General features: G+C 64.4%; 19 protein-coding genes. 13 read left to right on the forward strand and 6 right to left on the reverse strand.

The features are described 5' to 3' along the window. The first annotated feature begins 7 nt into the window (after window positions 1-7). Window positions 8-1,048, forward strand: coding sequence for a GTPase ObgE (gene obgE, locus ABIC03_RS33970; protein WP_027515026.1), 1,041 nt, complete (start codon window positions 8-10; stop codon window positions 1,046-1,048). 234 nt (window positions 1,049-1,282) lie between these two features. After that, the gene (locus ABIC03_RS33975; RefSeq protein ID WP_354064630.1) at window positions 1,283-2,917 is read left to right on the forward strand and encodes an alkaline phosphatase family protein; all 1,635 of its coding nucleotides are present in this window, start codon (window positions 1,283-1,285) and stop codon (window positions 2,915-2,917) included. A 137-nt stretch (window positions 2,918-3,054) separates the two neighbouring features. Here ABIC03_RS33975 and ABIC03_RS33980 read toward each other — a convergent pair whose 3' ends face one another. Continuing rightward, window positions 3,055-4,020, reverse strand: coding sequence for a Bug family tripartite tricarboxylate transporter substrate binding protein (locus ABIC03_RS33980; RefSeq protein ID WP_354064632.1), 966 nt, complete (start codon window positions 4,018-4,020; stop codon window positions 3,055-3,057). A gap of 166 nt (window positions 4,021-4,186) precedes the next feature. Between ABIC03_RS33980 and proB the strand changes: the two genes are divergently transcribed. The 10 genes from proB (at window position 4,187) to ABIC03_RS34030 (ending at window position 14,063) form a co-directional block, all read left to right on the forward strand. Next, window positions 4,187-5,308, forward strand: coding sequence for a glutamate 5-kinase (proB, locus tag ABIC03_RS33985; protein WP_354064634.1), 1,122 nt, complete (start codon window positions 4,187-4,189; stop codon window positions 5,306-5,308). 266 nt (window positions 5,309-5,574) lie between these two features. Further along, window positions 5,575-6,870, forward strand: a complete 1,296-nt coding sequence (locus tag ABIC03_RS33990; protein ID WP_354064636.1) for a glutamate-5-semialdehyde dehydrogenase — start codon at window positions 5,575-5,577, stop codon at window positions 6,868-6,870. Between the two features lie 20 nt (window positions 6,871-6,890). Then, window positions 6,891-7,535: a nicotinate-nucleotide adenylyltransferase gene (locus ABIC03_RS33995; protein ID WP_354064638.1), complete on the forward strand. Its 645-nt coding sequence runs from the start codon at window positions 6,891-6,893 to the stop codon at window positions 7,533-7,535. A 238-nt stretch (window positions 7,536-7,773) separates the two neighbouring features. Then, window positions 7,774-8,130 (forward strand): ribosome silencing factor, encoded by a 357-nt coding sequence (gene rsfS / locus ABIC03_RS34000; protein ID WP_007604366.1) that lies wholly within the window; start codon window positions 7,774-7,776, stop codon window positions 8,128-8,130. Between the two features lie 95 nt (window positions 8,131-8,225). After that, entirely contained in the window at window positions 8,226-8,708 is a 483-nt protein-coding gene (rlmH, locus tag ABIC03_RS34005; RefSeq protein ID WP_354064641.1) for a 23S rRNA (pseudouridine(1915)-N(3))-methyltransferase RlmH, read from the forward strand. Window positions 8,709-8,741: 33 nt separating this feature from the next. Continuing rightward, complete coding sequence (locus ABIC03_RS34010) at window positions 8,742-10,088, forward strand: murein hydrolase activator EnvC family protein (RefSeq protein ID WP_354064643.1); 1,347 nt, start codon at window positions 8,742-8,744, stop codon at window positions 10,086-10,088. Next, a complete protein-coding gene (locus ABIC03_RS34015; protein ID WP_018459850.1) occupies window positions 10,085-11,440 on the forward strand; it encodes a S41 family peptidase in 1,356 nt (451 codons plus the stop codon). Before ABIC03_RS34010 ends, ABIC03_RS34015 begins: the two co-directional genes overlap by 4 nt. A gap of 143 nt (window positions 11,441-11,583) precedes the next feature. Then, window positions 11,584-12,816, forward strand: coding sequence for a divergent polysaccharide deacetylase family protein (locus tag ABIC03_RS34020; protein WP_354064645.1), 1,233 nt, complete (start codon window positions 11,584-11,586; stop codon window positions 12,814-12,816). Window positions 12,817-12,891: 75 nt separating this feature from the next. Further along, complete coding sequence (locus tag ABIC03_RS34025) at window positions 12,892-13,395, forward strand: RNA pyrophosphohydrolase (RefSeq protein ID WP_007604352.1); 504 nt, start codon at window positions 12,892-12,894, stop codon at window positions 13,393-13,395. A 167-nt stretch (window positions 13,396-13,562) separates the two neighbouring features. Beyond that, the gene (locus tag ABIC03_RS34030) at window positions 13,563-14,063 is read left to right on the forward strand and encodes an RNA pyrophosphohydrolase (RefSeq protein WP_354064648.1); all 501 of its coding nucleotides are present in this window, start codon (window positions 13,563-13,565) and stop codon (window positions 14,061-14,063) included. A gap of 189 nt (window positions 14,064-14,252) precedes the next feature. On the opposite strand, the gene ABIC03_RS34035 is transcribed toward ABIC03_RS34030, so the two are convergent. The 5 genes from ABIC03_RS34035 to ABIC03_RS34055 form a co-directional block, all read right to left on the reverse strand. Continuing rightward, on the reverse strand, window positions 14,253-14,660 hold the full coding sequence (locus ABIC03_RS34035) for a F0F1 ATP synthase subunit epsilon (RefSeq protein WP_247358164.1): 408 nt from the start codon (window positions 14,658-14,660) through the stop codon (window positions 14,253-14,255). Window positions 14,661-14,746: 86 nt separating this feature from the next. After that, on the reverse strand, window positions 14,747-16,189 hold the full coding sequence (atpD, locus tag ABIC03_RS34040; RefSeq protein ID WP_275174178.1) for a F0F1 ATP synthase subunit beta: 1,443 nt from the start codon (window positions 16,187-16,189) through the stop codon (window positions 14,747-14,749). Window positions 16,190-16,241: 52 nt separating this feature from the next. Further along, entirely contained in the window at window positions 16,242-17,117 is an 876-nt protein-coding gene (locus ABIC03_RS34045; RefSeq protein ID WP_007604344.1) for a F0F1 ATP synthase subunit gamma, read from the reverse strand. A 154-nt stretch (window positions 17,118-17,271) separates the two neighbouring features. Continuing rightward, window positions 17,272-18,801, reverse strand: a complete 1,530-nt coding sequence (gene atpA, locus ABIC03_RS34050; RefSeq protein WP_106945574.1) for a F0F1 ATP synthase subunit alpha — start codon at window positions 18,799-18,801, stop codon at window positions 17,272-17,274. After that, entirely contained in the window at window positions 18,801-19,361 is a 561-nt protein-coding gene (locus tag ABIC03_RS34055) for a F0F1 ATP synthase subunit delta (protein ID WP_007604340.1), read from the reverse strand. Before ABIC03_RS34055 ends, atpA begins: the two co-directional genes overlap by 1 nt. Window positions 19,362-20,007: 646 nt before the next feature. On the opposite strand from ABIC03_RS34055, the gene ABIC03_RS34060 reads away from it, so the two are divergent. Beyond that, window positions 20,008-20,517: a septal ring lytic transglycosylase RlpA family protein gene (locus ABIC03_RS34060; protein WP_275174182.1), complete on the forward strand. Its 510-nt coding sequence runs from the start codon at window positions 20,008-20,010 to the stop codon at window positions 20,515-20,517.

Here is a 20,517-nt window from a genome sequence, read left to right on the forward strand (position 1 = left end):
ATGGCCCATGAAATTCCTTGACGAAGCAAAGGTCTATATCCGCTCCGGCGACGGCGGAAACGGCTGCGTGGCGTTCCGCCGCGAAAAATTCATTGAATTCGGCGGCCCCTCCGGCGGCAATGGCGGCCGCGGCGGCAATGTCATCATCGAGGTCGCAGACGGTCTGAACACGCTGATCGACTATCGCTACCAGCAGCACTTCAAGGCCCAGAAGGGCGAGAACGGCTCGGGCTCGGACCGCCATGGTGCCAATGGCAAGTCGATCGTGCTGAAGGTCCCCCTGGGCACGCAGATCTTCGATGAAGATCGCGAGACCATGATCCACGACTTCACCACGGTCGGCGAAAAGTTCGTGCTGGCCGAAGGTGGCAATGGCGGCTTCGGCAACGCCCATTTCAAGACCTCGACCAACCGCGCCCCGCGCAATGCCAATCCCGGCCAGCCCGGCGAGGAGCGCTGGATCTGGCTGCGGCTGAAGCTGATCGCGGATGCCGGCCTCGTCGGCCTGCCCAATGCCGGCAAGTCGACCTTTCTCGCCAAGGTCAGCGCGGCCAAGCCGAAGATCGCCGACTATCCCTTCACCACGCTGCATCCGCAGCTCGGCGTCGTGAATGCCGACGGCCGCGAATTCGTGCTGGCCGACATCCCCGGCCTGATCGAAGGCGCGCATGAAGGCGTCGGTCTCGGCGACCGCTTCCTTGCCCATGTCGAGCGCTGCCGCGTGCTGCTGCATCTCATCGATGCGACCTGCGAGCACGCCGGCAAGGCCTACAAGACGGTGCGAACCGAGCTGGACGCCTATGCCGGACAGCTCACCGACAAGATCGAGATCGTCGCGCTGAACAAGATCGACGCGGTCGAACCGGACGAGTTGAAGAAGCAGAAGGAGCGGCTGAAGCGCGCCGCCAAGAAGACGCCGCTGCTGCTCTCCGCCGCCACCGGCGACGGCGTGCAGGAAGCGTTGCGCGCATTGGCGGATGTGATCGGCGAGAGCCCGGTCTCCGCCAAGGCAAAGAGCGCGGCGGAAGCGGAGCCTTGGTCGGTTTGATCTCTCGCCGTCGTCCCGGCGAATGCCGGGACCCATAGCCACAGGCAGAGTTTTGGCGAAGACTCGTGGCTCGGTACTCCCGCCGACCACGATTGATAAATCACGCGGTATGGGTCCCGGCCTTCGCCGGGACGACGTTGGAATGTGAAGTTGCGAGAAGGCGCATCACCCCCTTCTTGTCTTCGCGCCTTCGATAGCGCAGCATCGGCAATCAAGATACGGCAGGGATGATTCATGGCGCGCGCGAAGAACGTTCTCTGGATCATGTGCGACCAGCTTCGCTATGACTATCTCGGCTGCACCGGCCATCCCACGCTGAAGACGCCGAACATCGACGCCATGGCGAAGCGCGGCGTGCTGTTCAGCAAGGCCTATGTGCAGTCGCCGATCTGCGGCCCGTCGCGGATGTCGTTCTACACCGGGCGCTACATGCGCTCGCACGGCTCGCACTGGAACGGCTGGCCGTTGCGGGTCGGCGAGCCCACCCTCGGCGATCACCTCAAGAACCTCGGCGTGCGCAACGTGCTGGTCGGCAAGACCCACATGGCGCCCGATCTCGAAGGCATGAAGGCGCTCGGCATCCCGCCGGAATCGATGATCGGCGTGCACGTCGCCGAATGCGGGTTTGAGCCCTATGAGCGCGACGACGGCCTGCATCCCACGGGGCGACCGCGTCCGAAATACGACGAATATCTGCGCCAGCAGGGTTTTGATGCGCCCAATCCCTGGGAGCATTGGGCCAATTCCGGCGCGGCCGAGGACGGCTCGCTCCAGAACGGCTGGCTGCTCGTGCATGCCGACAAGGCCGCGCGCGTGCCGGACGAGCATTCCGAGACGCCCTACATGACGCGGCGCGCGATGGACTTCATCAGCGAGGCCGAGACCGACGGCAGGCCGTGGTGCCTGCATCTGTCCTACATCAAGCCGCACTGGCCCTACATCGCGCCCGAACCTTACGCCAGCATGTATTCGGCATCGGACATGATCCCGGCCATCCGCTCCGAGCGCGAGCGCCAGAATCCGCATCCGGTGTTCGGCGCCTATATGGACATGCGCTACTCCCGCAACATGGCGCGCGACGATGCCCGCGAGAAGGTGATCCCGACCTATATGGGCCTGATCACCCAGATCGACGACCAGATGGGCGTACTGATGAAATTCCTGGAGGAGCGCGGCCTCTCGGACACCACCATGATCGTGTTCACCTCCGATCACGGCGATTATCTCGGCGATCACTGGATGGGCGAGAAGGATCTGTTCCACGAGCAGTCGGCGAAGATTCCGCTGATCGTTATCGATCCCTCGAAAGAAGCCGACGCCACGCGCGGCACGCGCAACGCTGCGCTGGTCGAAGCCATCGATCTCGCACCGACCTTCGTCGATTATTTCGGCGGCAAGGTTCCGGGCCACATCCTCGAAGGACGCTCGCTGCTGCCGCTGCTGCGCGGCGAGAGCCCGCCGGATTGGCGCAAGGTGGCGTTCTCCGAATACGACTATGTCATGCAGGACGTGCGGCTGAAGCTGAACCAGCCGATCGAGCGCTGCCGCCTGTTCATGGTGTTCGATGGCCGCTGGAAATACATCCACGCCTCAGGCTTCCGCCCGATGCTGTACGATCTCGAAACCGATCCGGAAGAATTTCTGGATCGCGGCGACGATCCCGAGTGCGCCGGCATCATTGCGCGATTGCAGGCCGAATTGTTCGACTGGGCGTTGCATCCCAACGACCACATCACAACACCGCGCGAGAAGATCGCGGCCTATGCCGACAACCAGCTCCAGGTGAAGGGCGGCATCCTGATCGGCATCTGGGATGAAGCGGAGCTGGCGTCGATCAAGGACGGAATTGAACAGCGCGCGAAGATGTAGGTGAGCGGAACGAGGCTGTCTCAGCTCGTCATGCCCGGGCTTGACCCGGGCATCCAAGTCTTGCGTCAAGTGGCGGTGCACGTGGATGGCCGGGACAAGCCCGGCCATGACGGCGGAGAGCGGAGCGGAAACAGAAACTAATTCTCGATCTTGTATCCCGTCGCCTTCACGATCGGCTGCCAGAACGCGGTGTTGGCGGCGAGCTCCTTGGTCAGACCTTCCGCGCTGCTGCCGACCGGGATCAGCCCGATCGCGGTGAGTTTTTCCTTCACCTCGGGCCTGGCGAGCGCGGCTCGTGCGGCCGCGCCGAGCTTGATCGCGAATTCCGGCGAGCTGCCGGCGGGAAGCCACATGCCGTACCAGGCGTCCGCGACGAGATCGATGCCGCTCTCCTTCAAGGTCGAGACTTCCGGTGCGAACGGCGAACGTTCGGCGCTTGCGACCGCGATGATCTTCACGCCCTTGGCGCGATGCTGCGGCAGCGCATCGGCCAACGTGACGATGCCGAAAGAGATGTGACCGCCGATGATGTCGTTGAGGATGGGCGCGCTGCCCCGATAGGGCACGCGCGTCATGGGAATGCCGAGGTCTTTCTCGAGCTTGGAGCCCATGAAATGCGGGATGGTGCCGTTGCTCGGCACGCCGAACGACGCCTTGTCCGGATGCGCTTTCAGCCAGGCGACAAATCCCTTGAAATCCGCGGCGTCGATCGTCGGATTGATCACGACGGCGAACTCGAACCGCGCCAGCAGCGACACCGGGACGAAATCCTTTGCGGTATCGAAGCTCGGGGTCGTCTCCACCATCGGCAGCAGGTACATCGTAGGCCCGGTCGTCACCAGCACCATGCTGCCGTCGGGGCTGCCCCCCTTCACCGCCTTGATGCCGATCAGACCGTCACCACCGGTGCGGTTCTCGACCACGATGGTCCGCTGCAGCGCCGGCGCCATCTCCTGCGCGATCAGCCGGCACAACGTGTCGCCGCCCGCTCCGGCCGCGAACGGGAAGATCATTTTTGTCAGCCCGACCTGAGCTTGCGCCGCGCCCGCTTGCGCCAACAACGGCAACCCGAGGCATCCGGCGATGAAGTTGCGGCGATCCATTGGTTTCCTCGTTGAGTCTATTATGGTTGGCGACAGTTAGAGCCAGACGAGCGTTCCGGACAAGCGCCGTTTACCGGGCCTGCCGCCTTGCGCCGGCCATCGTCCTGCTGCAAAAGCAGGCCTTACCGGCGCCGCTCTCCAGCACATACACACACCACATACACAGATGGCCAGCCCCGAACTCAGTCAATTCCGCCGCATCGTCGTCAAGGTCGGCTCCGCGCTGCTGGTCGATTCCGACAAGGGCGAGGTGCGCGCGTCCTGGCTTGCCGCGCTCGCCGACGACATGGCCAAGCTGCATCGCGAGGGGCGGGACGTTCTCGTCGTCTCTTCCGGCTCGATCGCGCTCGGCCGCAGCCGCCTGAAATTGCCGCGCGGCCCGCTGAAGCTGGAGGAGAGCCAGGCGGCCGCCGCCGTCGGTCAGATCGCGCTGGCGCGGATCTGGTCGGAGGTCCTTGGCGCCCACGGCATCGGCGCCGGCCAGATCCTGGTGACGCTGCAGGACACCGAGGAGCGCCGCCGCTATCTCAACGCGCGCTCCACCATCGGCAAGCTGCTGGAGTGGCGCGCGATCCCCGTGATCAACGAGAACGACACGGTCGCGACCAACGAGATCCGCTACGGCGACAATGACCGCCTCGCCGCGCGCGTCGCCACCATGGCGAGCGCCGACCTGCTGGTGCTGCTGTCCGACATCGACGGACTTTACGACGCCCCGCCGAAGAACAACCCGAACGCCAAGCTCATTCCGGTCGTCGACAGCATCTCCTCGGAAATCGAGGCCGTCGCAGGCGACGCCGAGTCCGAACTCTCCCGCGGCGGCATGCGCACCAAGGTCGAAGCCGCAAAAATCGCGACGACCGGCGGCACGCATATGCTGATCGCCTCCGGCAAGATCGAGCATCCGTTGCAGGCGATCGCCGATGGCGGCCGCTGCACCTGGTTCCTGACGCCGGCCAATCCCATCACCTCGCGAAAACGCTGGATTGCAGGCTCGCTGGAGCCGAAGGGCACGTTGACGATCGACGCCGGCGCGGTCGCGGCGCTGCGCGCCGGCGCCAGCCTGTTGCCGGCCGGCGTGACCAAGGTCGAGGGCCAGTTCGCCCGCGGCGATGCCGTGATCGTGCGCGGCCCCGACACCAGCGAGGTCGGCCGCGGCCTGATCGCCTATGACGCCGACGATGCCGAGCGGATCAAGGGCCGCTCCTCCCCGGACGTGATGGCCATCCTCGGCATCAGCGGCCGCTCGGAGATGATCCACCGGGATGATCTGGTGGTGGGCGGGTAGCGCCCGGCAGGCGCCCAAACCGTCATGCCCGGGCTTGTCCCGCCTGCGCGGCCGAAGCCGCTTCGGCGAGGCGAAGGCCCGGGCATCCACGTTGTTTGGACCGCGTGGCAATCCGTGGATGGCCGGGACAAGCCCGGCCATGACGCCGTAGATGGGTCATTGGCCCAGCCGAACCAGCAAGTGAACCCCTGCCATACCCTCCCGACCCTTCGCAAAAGCGGGATTTCCGTGCTAGGACACCGCCTTAGCAGAAGGTTGAAACTCCCATGGCCGCCCCCCTCAAAGCCGTCGACGGCAATGCCGATCTTCAGGCGCTGATGACCGATCTCGGTACCCGTGCCCGCGCTGCCGCGCGCGTGCTGGCGCTGGCGCCGCCGGAGCAGAAGAACCGGGCGCTCGAGGCCATGGAGCGGGCGATCCGCAACAATGCAGCCGCGATCCTTGCCGCCAATGCCGAGGAGGTCGCCGAGGCCCGCGCCTCCGGCAATGCCACCTCCTCCTTCATCGATCGCCTGACGCTGACGCCGGCGCGGGTCGAGGGCATGGCCGAGGGCATCGGCATCGTGCGCGGCATTGCCGATCCGGTCGGCATCGTCACCGAGAGTTGGCAACGGCCGAACGGCATGACCATCGAGCGCGTGCGCGTGCCGCTCGGCGTCGTCGGCGTGATCTTCGAGAGCCGGCCGAATGTTGCGGCGGACGCCGGCGTGCTGTGCCTGAAGTCGGGCAATGCCGTGATCCTGCGCGGCGGCTCCGACAGTTTCCGCTCCTGCCGCGCGATCCATGACTGCCTGGTGCAGGGCCTGCGCGAAGCGGGTCTCCCCGAGGCCGCGATCACGCTGGTGCCGACGCGCGACCGCGCGGCGGTGGGCATGATGCTGTCGGGATTGAACGGCGCCGTCGACGTGATCGTGCCGCGCGGAGGCAAGAGCCTCGTTGCGCGCGTCGAGCAGGAAGCGCGCGTGCCGGTGTTCGCGCATCTCGAAGGCGTCAACCACGTCTACGTCGACGGCAGCGCCGACCTCGCCATGGCAAAGTCGATCGTGCTCAACGCCAAGATGCGCCGCACCGGCGTCTGCGGCGCCGCCGAGACGCTGCTGGTCGATCGGGCCGCTGCCGGTAAAAACCTGAAGCCGCTGATCGAGATGCTGATCGAGGCCGGCTGCGAAGTGCGCGGCGACGACGCCGTGCAAAAGACCGATCCGCGCGTCAGACCTGCCAGCGCGGACGATTGGGACACCGAATATCTCGATGCGGTCATCGCGGCGAAGGTGGTGGACGGCGTCGACGGCGCGATCGCGCATATCCAGAATCACGGCTCGCACCATACCGATGCCATCGTGAGCGCCGATGAGAGCGCTGCGAAGAAATTCCTGAGCGAGGTCGATTCCGCGATCGTGCTGCACAACGCCTCGACGCAGTTCGCCGACGGCGGCGAGTTCGGCTTCGGCGCCGAGATCGGCATCGCCACCGGCAGATTCCATGCCCGCGGCCCGGTTGGCGCCGAGCAGCTGACGAGCTTCAAATATCGCGTTCACGGCACCGGGCAGACGCGGCCGTAGACGACGCGGGGCGCGGGGCATTGAGCAACAATTTCGTCGCGCCACGTTTCTTCGCGCAGGCCATACCAAGCCACACTTCAGGCATGCGCATCGGCCTGCTCGGCGGCTCGTTCAATCCGCCGCACCAGGCCCATCGCGCGATCAGCCAGTTCGCGCTGAAACGCCTCCAGCTCGATCGGGTGTGGTGGCTGGTGACGCCAGGCAATCCGCTGAAGGAGAACGGCGCGCTGCACGAGCTCGGCGAGCGCATGCAGGCGGCGCGCGAAATGGCCGACGATCCCAGGATCGAGGTGAGCTGTCTCGAATCCGTCATTCGCACGCGCTATACCATCGACACGATCAACACCTTGCGCCGCCGCCTCTCGGGCTTGCGCTTTGTCTGGATCATGGGCGCCGACAATCTCGCTCAATTCCATCGTTGGCAGCACTGGCGGCGCATCGCCGATCAGGTGCCGATCGCGGTCATCGACCGCCCGCCACAGAGTTTTCGCGCCCTCGCCTCTCCCGCCGCCCAGGCGCTCAGACGCTACCGCTTGCCGGAGAATGAGGCGCCATTGCTTGCGGATCGGGCCGCGCCAGCCTGGGTGTTCCTGACCGGTATGAAGCTGAATCTCTCGTCGACCGGCTTACGGAACCCGGACGGAAGCTGGAAAGGTACGAAGTGAGTCAGATTGTGCGAACGCCATGCGGCCTTCGGGCTCTCTGGCATATTGAAACCCTTAACCCCACATGATGTAGTGTAACCAGTGGGCGCTGGATTCGGCGTTCGCGATACAGTGAAAGGAATGGTCCCTGACCACATCTGTATTGTCCAAGACAGCCTCACCCAAGACGGCTTCACCGAAGTCTGTTTTACCCAAGGTTGCCAAGCCTACGCGTAAAACATCGACCAAAGCTGCGGCCTTGAAGGCGCAACCTGACGCCGACAAGACGCTGAGCCTGATCCTCTCCCGCCTCGACGACATGAAGGCGGAAGAGACGGTCACCATCGACCTTCGCGGCAAATCGGCCTACTCCGACTACATGATCGTCACCACCGGCCGGGCCAACCGGCACGTTGGCGCGATCGCGGAGAACGTCGCCAAAGGCCTCAAGGAAAACGGCATCAAGAACATCCACGTCGAGGGCTTGCCCAATTGCGACTGGGTGCTGATCGATTCCGGCGATGTGATCGTGCACGTGTTCAGACCCGAGGTCCGCGAGTTCTACAGTCTCGAGAGACTGTACACGCAGGGCCCAGGGGCGGCGAAGGCGATCTAAAGGCTGCTGGCCGATTTCGAATCGGCTGACGCGCATGCTAGCGTCGTGCGCGCGCAGATCGCGCGCGGTCCAGAAAACGCGACCCTGAACATATCATGCGCATAGCCGTCATTGCGGTGGGCCGGCTGAAGCAGGGCCCCGAACGGGAGCTTGCCGAGCGCTATTTCGAGCGGTTCGACGAGGCCGGCCGCAAGCTCGGATTCCGCGAGCTCGTCATCCACGAATTGCCCGAAAGCCGCGCGCGCGATACGGCGACGCGGATGGCCGAAGAGGCCGCGGCGATCTCCGCGCATATTCCCGAAAAATCGGTGCTGGTGGCGCTAGACGAACGCGGCCAGAATCTGGATTCGACCGTATTCGCCCGGCATCTCGGGCGCTGGCGCGACGAGGGTGCCGGTCATACTATCTTCATGATCGGAGGGGCGGACGGACTTTCGCCCGAATTGCGCCGTAAGGCAAAGCTCGCGATCGCGTTCGGCTCTGCGACCTGGCCGCATCAAATGGTCCGCGTCATGCTTCTGGAACAGCTTTATCGGGCCGCCACCATTCTGGCCGGCCACCCCTATCACCGCGCGTGATCCGCGCCACAACGAGCACCTTTGCCTAAAGCGATGCGAGCGCCTCTCCTCAACCTGCTGCTGATCGCCGGCGTTATGGGCTCAAGTATTTTGGGCGCAAGCCTCGCGCAAGCTCAGACGCCTGCACCGCAGACTGCGGCCGTCGCGCCCGATGCGATCAAGCAGCGCGAGCAGGAGCTCGAAGCCGCGCGCGCCAGCAAGAAGAGCGCGGAGGAGGCGCAGGCCAAGCTCAAGGCCGAGATCACCTCGCTCGGCCAGGACCGCACCCAGCTCAATCAACAGCTGATCGACACCGCTGCCAATGTGCGCAGCGTCGAGACCAAGATCGACGAGGCCGAAGCGCGGCTGCGATCGCTGAACGGCCGCGAGCAGGCGATGCGCAGCTCGCTCGATTTACGCCGCGCCGACATCGTCGAGGTGCTGGCGGCCTTGCAGCGCGCCGGAAGGCGGACGCCGCCGGCGCTTCTGGTACGGCCCGAGGATGCCCTGCAATCGCTGCGCACGGCGATGCTGCTCGGTGCCGTGGTGCCGGAATTGCGCGGCCGCGCCGAGAAGATCGCGGGCGAGCTCGGCGAGCTCGTGGCCTTGCGCAAGACCATCGCGACCGAGCGCGACCAGCTCGCCTCCGACCGCGACAAGGTGCGCAACGACCAGACTCGGCTCGCGGCTCTGGTCGACGAGCGGCAGCGCCAGCAGGCGTCGCGTGAAAAGGACCTCGACGCCGAGAACGCGCGCGCCGTCGCGCTCTCGCGACAGGTCGGCGATCTCCAGGGGCTGATCGCCAAGATGGAGCAGGATCTGCAAAGCGCCGCCAAGGCGGCCGAGAAGGCGGCTGAGGCCGCCAGGCAGGCCGAGGCCAAGGCGGCTGCAAACGCGGCCGCCAGCGCCAAGACCGGCCCCGGCGCTTTCAAGGATCGTTCCCGGACCACCCCTGCGATGGCCTTCGCCGCGGCCAAGGGCCTCCTGCCTCTTCCAGTTAACGGTAACAAGATCAGGGATTTCGGCGGTTCCGACGGGCTCGGCGGGGTCCAGAAGGGCATTTCGCTGGCGACCAGGCCCGGCTCCCAGGTCACGACGCCGTGTGATGGCTGGGTTGTCTATGCCGGCCCCTTCCGCAGCTATGGACAACTCTTGATCCTCAATGCCGGGGGCGGGTATCATGTGCTGATCGCCGGGATGGAGCGCATTTCGGTCAACATCGGTCAGTTTGTGCTCACGGGGGAGCCTGTCGCGACCATGGGGTCGACTTCTCAAGTCGCCTCCATTCTCGCCACGAACGCGAGTCAACCTGTGCTCTATGTCGAGTTCCGCAAAGACGGCACTCCAATCGATCCAGGCCCATGGTGGGCCGCAAATGAAGGCGAGAAGGTTCGCGGATGATGCGCAAGACTTCAGTTATCCTCCTCAGCGCGGCCACCGGTGCGGCGCTGACGCTGTTCGTGACGCAACCGCGCGCAGTCTTCATGGGCTCCAGCGCGCGAGCCGCCACCGCCGACACCTATCGCCAGCTCAATCTGTTCGGCGACGTCTTCGAGCGCGTGCGCTCGGACTATGTCGAGAAGCCCGACGACACCAAGCTGATCGAATCCGCGATCAGCGGCATGCTCACCGGTCTCGATCCGCATTCGAGCTACATGGACGCCAAGAGCTTCCGCGACATGCAGGTGCAGACCCGCGGTGAGTTCGGCGGCCTCGGCATCGAAGTCACGATGGAAGACGGCCTGATCAAGGTGGTTTCGCCGATCGACGACACCCCGGCCTCGCGCGCCGGCGTCATGGCCAACGACATCATCACCAATCTCGACGACGAAGCGGTGCAGGGCCTGACCCTGAACCAGGCGGTCGAGAAGATGCGCGGCCCCGTCAACACCAAGATCAAGCTGAAGATCATCCGCAAGGGCCAGGACAATCCGATCGACGTCACGCTGGTGCGCGACAACATCCGCGTCCGCTCGGTGCGCGCTCGCGTCGAGGCCGACGACATCGCCTATATCCGCATCACCACCTTCAACGAGCAGACCACCGAAGGCCTGAAGCGCGAGGTCGCCAACCTCTCGAATCAGATCGGCGACAAGCTGAAGGGCTACGTCATCGACCTCCGCAACAACCCAGGCGGCCTGCTCGAGGAAGCGGTCACCGTCTCCGACTCTTTCCTGGAGAAGGGCGAGATCGTCTCGACCCGCGGCCGCAATGCCGAGGAGACCCAGCGCCGTACCGCGCATACGGGCGACCTCACCAAGGGCAAGCCGGTCATCGTGCTGGTCAACGGCGGCTCGGCTTCGGCGTCGGAGATCGTCGCCGGCGCGCTGCAGGACCACAAGCGCGCGACCATCGTCGGCACGCGCTCGTTCGGCAAGGGCTCGGTGCAGACCATCATTCCGCTCGGCTCCGGCAACGGCGCGCTGCGTCTGACCACGGCGCGCTACTACACGCCGTCGGGCAAGTCGATCCAGGCCAAGGGCATCGTGCCCGACATCGAAGTGCTGCAGGACGTGCCGGACGAGCTGAAGTCGCGCACCGACACCAAGGGCGAAGCATCGCTGCGCGGCCATCTCAAGAATGACGGCGACGAGAAGACCGGCTCGCAGTCTTACGTTCCGCCGGACGCCAAGGACGACAAGGCGCTCAAGCTCGCCGACGATTTGCTCCACGGCATCAAGAACAGCGCCTCTGCAGCGCCCACCCCGGGCGGCGACAAGGCCACGACCGACAAGCCCAAAGCGGCGAACTAAGTCGGCGCATCGCGATCTGACGAAAAGGGCGGCTCCCGGAGCCGCCCTTTTTGCTTGGAACCCCTGATATCCCCGGCCTATCCCGGCCTGCCGCCGCTTGACCTCGGCGTGGTATCGTCGTCTCGAGTGATTCGGGATCGCGCATGACTGAAACGGCCGATGATCTGAGCGCCCCGCTCGGACGGGACAAGCCGCGCCGGAAACGCCGGCTGCGGCTGCCGTTCACGGCCATGCAGCTGCTTGCTGTCCTGCTCGGCCTGTTCCTGGTGACCTTTGCCGGCTTCGCCATCTTCAACAAGGATCCGCTCGGCGGCGAGCCGATGACGCGGCTCGCGATCCGCGAGCCCAATGCCGCAGACAAGGCCGGCGACGACAAGCCGGCCGCGGCCGGCCACGGCCAGGACAGCAAGCAGGAAAGCAAGCACGAGACCAGGGACGCACCGAAGCAGGCGGGCGAGCAGAAGACCGTCACCATGATCGACGGTTCCACCGGCACGCGCCACGACGTGGTGATCGGCGGTGACGCCGTCGGCAAGAGCGAGGCGGCCCCGGCCTCCGCACCGCCGCCCGTCATGGCCGGGATCGACCCAAAACTCCTCGAGAAATCGCGCTATGGCATGATCCCCGCGATGTCCGGGGATCTGAAGCCGTTCAACGTCTATGCGGCGGATGCCGACCGCGCCAAGGCCGCCAAGATGCCGGTGGTCGCGATCCTGATCGGCGGCCTCGGCGTCGGCGCCGCCAAGACAACCGATGCCATCATGCGGCTGCCGCCGGCGGTGACGCTGGCCTTCACGCCCTATGGGTCCGATCCAGGAAAACTCGCCGAACGCGCCCGCGCCCAGCGCCACGAGATCTTCCTTCAGATCCCAATGGAGCCCTATGACTTCCCCGACAACGATCCGGGACCGCAGACGCTGCTGACCTCGCTGAGTGCCGACCAGAACATGGACCGCCTGTACTGGCATCTGAGCCGGATGCAGGGCTATGCCGGCCTCACCAATTTCATGGGCGCCCGCTTCATCGCAACGGAGCCGGCGATGCAGCCGATCATCCGCGAGACGGCCAAGCGCGGCCTCGGCTTCTTCGACGACGGCTCCTCGCCCCGCAGCATCGCGCCCCAGGCCGCCGGCAGCCAGGCGATGCCGTTCGGCAAGGGCGATATCGCGATCGACGCGGTGCCGACCCCGGCCGAGATCGACCGCGCCCTGACCAAGCTCGAAGCGGCGGCGCGCGAGCGCGGCGTTGCCGTTGGCACCGCCTCGGCCCTCCCGGTCTCGATCGAGCGCATCGGCGCCTGGACCAAGACATTGGGCGACAGAGGTATCCTTTTGGTGCCATTGACAACCGCGATGCTGAAATCAAAATCCAGCTAAATCAACGGATTGGTACGGCACAGGCCCGCGGGGCCTGCTTGAGCCTTACCGACGGCATGCGAGAGGTCTGGCGGAATGGCGCGTTACGAGGATCTGCCCTACCGGACCTGCGTCGGCGTGATGTTGCTCAACAAGGACGGACTGGTGTTCATCGGCCGGCGTGCCGGCGGGATCGAGCATGTCGACGACACCCATGTCTGGCAGATGCCCCAGGGCGGCGTCGATCCCGGCGAGGACAATTGGGAGGCCGCCAAGCGCGAACTCTATGAGGAGACCAGCGTGCGTTCCGTCGAGCGGCTCGGCGAGGTTCCGGACTGGCTCACTTACGACATTCCGCGCACGGTCGCCGGGCGCGCCTGGAAGGGCCGCTACCGCGGCCAGCGCCAGAAATGGTTCGCGGTCCGCTTCACCGGCAAGGACAGCGAGATCAATGTCGAAAAGCCCGGCGGCGGCCACAAGGCCGAGTTCGTGAGCTGGCGCTGGGAGCCGATGAAGAACCTGACCGGGCTGATCATCCCGTTCAAGCGCCCGGTCTACGAGCGCGTGGTGAAGGAATTTTCCGCGCTGGCGCAGGATTAGTTCAAGGCGCCATTCCAGGTTGATGCGAGAGCCAGTTCCGTTCCGATGGAATCGGAACGGAACTGGCTCTAGTTTTTTTTTGACGCGTTTTCTTGACGCGAACCGGTATCCACTTCGCTCGAAAACGCTCTAATGCACAGCCTGGAATGACGACGAGAGATCGACGCGTGAGCACTGAAAAACCCTACCGTCCCAATGTCGGAATCGCGCTGTTCAATGCCGATGGCCGCGTGCTGATCGGGCACCGCTTCAAGGGCGACGGACCCGAGATCATTCTGCCGGGTCTGGACTGGCAGATGCCGCAGGGCGGCGTCGACGAGGGCGAGGATTTGCGCGATGCCGCGCTCCGCGAGCTGTGGGAAGAGACCAGCGTCAAGAGCGCAATTTATCTCGGCGAGACCGACTGGCTGACTTACGAATTCCCGCCCTATGACGGGCCGCAGACGCATCGGCTGGCGAAATTCCGCGGCCAGCGCCAGAAGTGGTTCGCCCTACGCTTCACCGGCAAGGACGACGAGATCGATCCGCTGACGCCACGCAACGGGCAGCCCGCCGAGTTCGACGCTTGGCGCTGGGAGCGGCTCGATCGTGTCCCCGATATCGTGGTGCCGTTCCGCCGCCACGTCTACAGCGCGGTGGCACAGCAGTTTGCGCCGTTCGCAAACTGAACGCAGAGGCCTTTCACCGCTTAGGACGGGCATGGGTGACCGCACAACCAGCCGCGGGCTCGCTCAGCCTCTCCCGCTTGCGGGAGAGGTCGGCGTGGTGCAACAAAGTTTCAGCGCCCGCCACTTCCGTGACGAGCGCTGAACTTATCCAGGAATTTTCAGTCGAGCCCCGGCGCGGTGCACCGGGGCTTAGTGCATTGCCGTGCTGTTGAGCTGCTGCTGGATGCTCTTGAAGTGGTCGAGCCGCGCAATGGCTTGATCGAGCTCGTTGCCTTCGTGCTCCTTCAATCCCTCTTCCATCTCCGAGACGGTCGCGGCGAACTGGGCGCGGTCGAGCTCGGCCAGCGAGGTCGCGACGTCGGCGAGCACGGTCAGGCCCTTGTCGGAGACTTCGGCGATACCGCCGAGCACGATGATCTTCTCGTGCTTGCCGCCGCTGGTCACTGTGAGAATGCCGGGCCGGATCGCGGCCACGACCGGCGCGTGTCCCGCCAGCACGCCGAAGTCACCTTCGACGCCGGGGATATCGACCTGGTCGACCTCGCCCGAGAAGGCGAGCTTTTCCGGCGAGACGAGATCGAAGTGGAAGGTGGCCATGGGAAACCTGCGAATGGTGAGTAGCGAATTGCGAATGGAGCGGGAGCAGCGCGACTATTCGCTACTCCCTGCTCGCCCTTCGCAGCTTAGGCCGCCTCGGCCGCCAGCTTCTTGCCCTTCTCGATCGCCTCTTCGATGGTGCCGACCATGTAGAAGGCGGCTTCCGGCAGGTGGTCATACTTGCCTTCGCAGAGGCCACGGAAGCCCTTGATGGTGTCCGCGAGGTCGACGAACTTGCCGGGCGAGCCGGTGAAGATTTCGGCGACGTGGAACGGCTGCGACAGGAAGCGCTCGATCTTGCGGGCGCGGGCCACCGTCAGCTTGTCCTCTTCCGAAAGCTCGTCCATGCCGAGAATGGCGATGATGTCCTGCAGCGACTTGTAGCGCTGCAACACCTGCTGGACCTGACGCGCGGTGTCGTAATGCTCCTGGCCGACGACGAGCGGCGAGAGCATGCGCGAGGTCGAGTCGAGCGGATCCACCGCCGGATAGATGCCCTTTTCCGAGATCGCGCGGTTCAACACCGTGGTCGCGTCCAAATGCGCGAACGAGGTCGCGGGCGCCGGGTCGGTCAAATCGTCGGCCGGAACGTAAATGGCCTGCACCGAGGTGATCGAACCCTTCTGCGTGGTGGTGATGCGCTCCTGCAGCGCGCCCATGTCGGTGGCGAGCGTCGGCTGGTAACCCACGGCGCTCGGGATACGACCGAGCAGCGCCGACACTTCAGAACCGGCCTGGGTGAAGCGGAAGATGTTGTCGACGAAGAACAGCACGTCCTGGCCCTGGTCACGGAAGTGCTCGGCGACGGTCAGACCGGTGAGGCCGACGCGGGCGCGGGCGCCGGGCGGCTCGTTCATCTGGCCGAACACCAGCGCGCACTTCGACTTGACGCTCGGATCCGGATTGTGCGGATCGGCGTTGACCTTGGATTCGATGAACTCGTGATAGAGGTCGTTGCCCTCGCGGGTACGCTCGCCGACGCCGGCGAACACGGAGTAACCACCGTGCGCCTTCGCGACGTTGTTGATCAGCTCCTGAATCAGCACGGTCTTGCCGACGCCGGCGCCGCCGAACAGGCCGATCTTGCCGCCCTTGGCGTAGGGCGCGAGCAAGTCGACGACCTTGATGCCGGTGACGAGAATTTCAGCTTCGGTCGACTGGTCGGTGTAGGTCGGCGCTTCCTGGTGGATGGCGCGCATGCCTTCCGACTGAATCGGGCCGGCTTCATCGATCGGCTCGCCGATCACGTTCATGATGCGGCCGAGCGTGCCCGCGCCGACGGGGACCGAGATCGGCTGACCGGTGTCGGTCACTTCCTGGCCGCGGACCAGACCTTCGGTCACGTCCATCGCGATCGTGCGCACGGTGGACTCACCGAGATGCTGCGCAACTTCCAGCACGAGGCGGATGTTGCCGTTCTTGGTTTCCAACGAATTCAGAATCGCCGGCAGATGGCCTTCGAACTGAACGTCGACGACGGCGCCCATGACCTGGGTGACACGACCGACCTGGGTAGCTGCTGTAGCCATGAAGCTCTCCTTCGAAATTCTTTACTTGAACGACCGTCGTTTGGTTCGTGCGTCAGACCGCCTCGGCGCCGGAGATGATCTCGATCAGCTCCTTGGTGATCTGGGCTTGACGGGTTCGGTTGTAGATCTGGGTTTGCTTGCGGATCATTTCGCCCGCGTTGCGGGTGGCGTTGTCCATCGAGCTCATCTGGGCGCCATAGAACGAGGCGTTGTTTTCCAGCAGCGCGCGGAAGATCTGCACCGCGATGTTCCGCGGCAACAGGCCGGAGAGGAGTTCGTCTTCCTCCGGCTCGTAGTCGTAGGACGTCGACGGCGCGTTCGCCGCTTTTTCTTCCACGGTCAGCGGAATGATCTGCTGCGCGGTCGGGACCTGGGCGATCACCGACTTGAACTGTGCGTAGAACAGCGTGCAGACGTCGAATTCGCCGTTGTCGAAGCGGGCCAGAACCTTCTTGGCGATGTCCTCGGCGTTGAGAAAGCCGAGCTGACGAACGCCGCGCAGGTCGAGGTGCTCGACGATCTGCTTGTCGTACAGGCGGCGGAGCTGCTCGTAGCCCTTGCGGCCGACGCAGAAGAATTTGACTTCCTTGCCCTGCGCCATCAGCGCCTGAGCGCGCTCGCGCGCGAGGCGCACGATCGAGGAGTTGAACGCACCGGACAGGCCGCGCTCGCCGGTGCAGACCAGCAGCAGGTGAACCTGATCCTTGCCAGTGCCGCCCAGCAGCACCGGCGCGCCGGGCGAACCGGCGGCAGCGCTGGCGATATTGGAGATCACCGCGCTCATCTTGTCGGCATAAGGCCGCGCCGCCTCGGCCGCCTGCTGGGCACGGCGCAATCGGGACGCCGCGACCATCTGCATGGCCTTGGTGATCTTCTGCGTCGCCTTGGTGGAGGCGATGCGGACGCGCATGTCTTTAAGTGACGCCATTCTTCGTTCACCCCGGCGGTTCGACCCCTTGGATCAAGCCGCTAGCCTATCCCAGTCGTCATGCCCGGGCGTGTCCCGGGCATCCACGTCTTCGTTTCCATGCAGTGAGGCACGGAAGGCCGGGACAAAAAGCCCGGCCTTTGCGACCGTTCTCTTATGCGAAGCTCTTGGCGAAACCTTCGACCACCGACTTCAGCTTGGCGGCGCTGTCGTCGGAGAGATCGCGGCTGTCGCGGATCGCGTTGAGGATCTCGACGTTCTTGCCACGCAGCAGCGACAACAGACCGTCCTCGAACGCGCGCACCTTGTTGACCGGCAGCGGGTCGAGATAGCCGTTGGTGCCGGCCCAGATCACGCAGACCTGCTCTTCCATCTTCAGCGGCGCGAATTGCGGCTGCTTCAGGAGCTCGGTGAGACGCGAGCCGCGATTGAGCAGGCGCTGGGTCGAGGCGTCGAGGTCGGAGCCGAACTGCGCGAACGCCGCCATTTCGCGGTACTGCGCGAGCTCGCCCTTGATCTTGCCGGCGACCTTCTTGGTGGCCTTGGTCTGCGCCGAGGAGCCGACGCGCGACACCGACAGACCGACGTTCACCGCGGGACGGATGCCCTGGAAGAACAGGTCGGTTTCCAGGAAGATCTGGCCGTCGGTGATCGAGATGACGTTGGTCGGAATGTAGGCCGACACGTCGTTGGCCTGGGTTTCGATGACCGGCAGCGCCGTCAGCGAGCCCGAGCCCTGGTCCTTGTTCAGCTTCGCCGCGCGCTCGAGCAGGCGGGAATGCAGATAGAACACGTCGCCCGGATAGGCTTCGCGGCCGGGCGGACGGCGCAGCAGGAGCGACATCTGGCGGTAGGCGACGGCCTGCTTGGACAAATCGTCATAGATGATGACGGCGTGCATGCCGTTGTCGCGGAAGTACTCGCCCATGGTGCAGCCGGTGAACGGCGCGATGTACTGCATCGGCGCCGGATCGGACGCGGTGGCGGCGACGATGATCGAATATTCGAGCGCGCCCTGCTCTTCCAGCACCTTCACGAACTGGGCAACGGTCGAACGCTTCTGGCCGATCGCGACGTAGACGCAATACAGCTTGATATTCTCGTCCGGCTGCGCGTTGAGCGGCTTCTGGTTGAGGATGGTGTCGAGCGCGATCGCGGTCTTGCCGGTCTGACGGTCACCGATGATCAACTCGCGCTGGCCGCGGCCGATCGGGATCAGGGCGTCGATCGCCTTGAGACCGGTCGCCATCGGCTCGTTCACCGATTTGCGCGGAATGATGCCGGGCGCCTTGACGTCGACGCGCATGCGCTTGTCGGCCTGGATCGGGCCCTTGCCGTCGATGGGGTTGCCGAGCGCGTCGACGACGCGGCCGAGCAGGCCCTTGCCGACCGGCGCGTCCACGATGGCGCGGGTGCGCTTGACGGTCTGACCTTCCTTGATCTCGCGGTCGGCGCCGAAAATCACGATACCGACGTTGTCGGTTTCGAGGTTCAGCGCCATGCCGCGGGTGCCGTTCTCGAACTCGACCATTTCACCGGCCTGGACGTTATCCAGACCGTAAACGCGGGCGATACCGTCGCCGACGGACAGCACCTGTCCGACTTCGGAGACTTCAGCTTCCTGGCCGAAATTCTTGATCTGGTCCTTGAGGATCGCGGAAATTTCCGCGGCGCGGATGTCCATCAGCCTGCCTCTTTCATCGCGTGCTTGATCGAATTGAGTTTGGTGCGAAGCGAACTATCGATCATCCGGCTGCCAAGCTTGACCACGAGGCCACCGATGATCGAGGGATCGACCTTCACGTTGAGCGCGACGTCCTTGCCGGTCACCGACTTCAGGGCAACCTTGAGGGCGTCGAGATTCTTGTCCGAAAGCGCCTCCGCCACGGTGACATCGGCCGTGGCCTCGCCCTTGAACCTGGCGACCAGGGCGCGATAGGCGCGAATGACGTCAGCGACCGCGAACAGGCGACGATTGGCGGTCAGCACTTTCAGGAAATTGGCCGAGATGCCGGCGATGCCCGCCTTGTCCAGCACGGCCGAGAGGGCCCTGGACTGGGCATCGGCCGCGAACACGGGGCTGCGGACGAGGCGCTTCAGATCGGCGCTTTCGTTCAGCATGCCCTCGAATTTCTCGAGATCGGCTTTTACCTCGTCGACCACTTTCTGGTCACGGGCCAGTTCAAACAAGGCCGTTGCATAACGGCCCGACACACCGGAAACGGACGTATCTTCTGCAGCCACAGACGCGCTCTTTTTGCTGTCAAACTCGCAAGGGAAAAACCGTCGCCACAAAGCGGCGCCTAGCGATCCAAGCCCTTGGAATTCAAGCGGGACTTCGATTTTCGACCCCGCACGGAAGTGCCGGGCTCGTTAAAATCGCGGCTTTGCTAACATAGCAGGCGCGCACGTGCAACATGACGCCAAATTAAAGGCATGGCGTTCTGTCGCCAGTTCGTCGCACTCCACGGCGACGCGACGACGACCTGCCATGCCGCGGAATTGCCACAGCGCTTAAGCCAACCCTTGACCCGACGCCGGCCGTTAGTTCCTGCCGTCAGCGCATAGCGGCCATGAACACGGATCGCTGAGGCGTGATTCCCGGCGCGTCCGCTTCACTCGCCGAATACTTACCCAATTCTAAATGCAGAAAGCTATGACTTCGTTTTACAGTATTTGCAAGTAATCCAGAGGTTAACGAATCGTTAAAATGCAAGATTACGGAATATCGGCCGAATATCCCCGCCGGTAACAAGATATTACATGAAGACACAGAACGGATTTACTGCCCAATTCACGCCTCATTAGGAATCGAAACGCGGTCCCGCTCGCAAACTTACGGGGGCTCCACTTGCCACATATGTGGCAATACTAGCTTAGGGACCAATAGATGCTTTGTTTGAAGACGCTGGGCAGTGTGACCCGGCCGCGTACGGCGATCGCTTTTGTTGCCGCAACTTTCCTTATCGGTGGAACTGCCACCGAAGCTTCCGCCAAATCCCGGCATCACCATCGGTATTCCCACCATCATCACCGCCACCTGGCCCAGAACGATGCCAACACGACCTCTGATTGGCGTAACGCCAATGCGTCGATGACGCCGTCGCAGGGCACCGGACGTTCCTTCTCCGGCATGGCTTCCTTTTACGGAAACGAGTCCGGCAGCAGGACCGCCTCGGGCCAGCGCTTCAACCAGAACGCCATGACCGCGGCGCACCGTTCGCTGCCGTTCGGCACCAAGCTGCGGGTCACTCATGGCGGCTCGAGCGTCATCGTCACCATCAACGACCGTGGCCCGTTCATTCGCGGCCGTGTCCTCGACCTCTCCACGGGCGCTGCCCGCGCCATCGGCCTCACCGGCGCCGGCGTCGGCCGCGTCACCGCGGAAGTCGTCTCCTAA

Origin of the sequence: Bradyrhizobium sp. RT6a (assembly GCF_040547675.1) — a bacterium.
In the GTDB taxonomy this organism is placed as follows: Bacteria; Pseudomonadota; Alphaproteobacteria; order Rhizobiales; family Xanthobacteraceae; genus Bradyrhizobium.

What these genes read in the sequence shown, in the direction of transcription:
- obgE (WP_027515026.1), top strand. Translation starts at nt 8, where the DNA reads ATGAAATTCCTTGACGAAGCAAAGGTCTATATCCGCTCCGGCGACGGC.
- ABIC03_RS33975 (WP_354064630.1), top strand. Translation starts at nt 1,283, where the DNA reads ATGGCGCGCGCGAAGAACGTTCTCTGGATCATGTGCGACCAGCTTCGC.
- ABIC03_RS33980 (WP_354064632.1), bottom strand. Translation starts at nt 4,020, where the DNA reads ATGGATCGCCGCAACTTCATCGCCGGATGCCTCGGGTTGCCGTTGTTG.
- proB (WP_354064634.1), top strand. Translation starts at nt 4,187, where the DNA reads ATGGCCAGCCCCGAACTCAGTCAATTCCGCCGCATCGTCGTCAAGGTC.
- ABIC03_RS33990 (WP_354064636.1), top strand. Translation starts at nt 5,575, where the DNA reads ATGGCCGCCCCCCTCAAAGCCGTCGACGGCAATGCCGATCTTCAGGCG.
- rlmH (WP_354064641.1), top strand. Translation starts at nt 8,226, where the DNA reads ATGCGCATAGCCGTCATTGCGGTGGGCCGGCTGAAGCAGGGCCCCGAA.
- ABIC03_RS34010 (WP_354064643.1), top strand. Translation starts at nt 8,742, where the DNA reads ATGCGAGCGCCTCTCCTCAACCTGCTGCTGATCGCCGGCGTTATGGGC.
- ABIC03_RS34015 (WP_018459850.1), top strand. Translation starts at nt 10,085, where the DNA reads ATGATGCGCAAGACTTCAGTTATCCTCCTCAGCGCGGCCACCGGTGCG.
- ABIC03_RS34020 (WP_354064645.1), top strand. Translation starts at nt 11,584, where the DNA reads ATGACTGAAACGGCCGATGATCTGAGCGCCCCGCTCGGACGGGACAAG.
- ABIC03_RS34025 (WP_007604352.1), top strand. Translation starts at nt 12,892, where the DNA reads ATGGCGCGTTACGAGGATCTGCCCTACCGGACCTGCGTCGGCGTGATG.
- ABIC03_RS34035 (WP_247358164.1), bottom strand. Translation starts at nt 14,660, where the DNA reads ATGGCCACCTTCCACTTCGATCTCGTCTCGCCGGAAAAGCTCGCCTTC.
- atpD (WP_275174178.1), bottom strand. Translation starts at nt 16,189, where the DNA reads ATGGCTACAGCAGCTACCCAGGTCGGTCGTGTCACCCAGGTCATGGGC.
- ABIC03_RS34045 (WP_007604344.1), bottom strand. Translation starts at nt 17,117, where the DNA reads ATGGCGTCACTTAAAGACATGCGCGTCCGCATCGCCTCCACCAAGGCG.
- atpA (WP_106945574.1), bottom strand. Translation starts at nt 18,801, where the DNA reads ATGGACATCCGCGCCGCGGAAATTTCCGCGATCCTCAAGGACCAGATC.
- ABIC03_RS34060 (WP_275174182.1), top strand. Translation starts at nt 20,008, where the DNA reads ATGCTTTGTTTGAAGACGCTGGGCAGTGTGACCCGGCCGCGTACGGCG.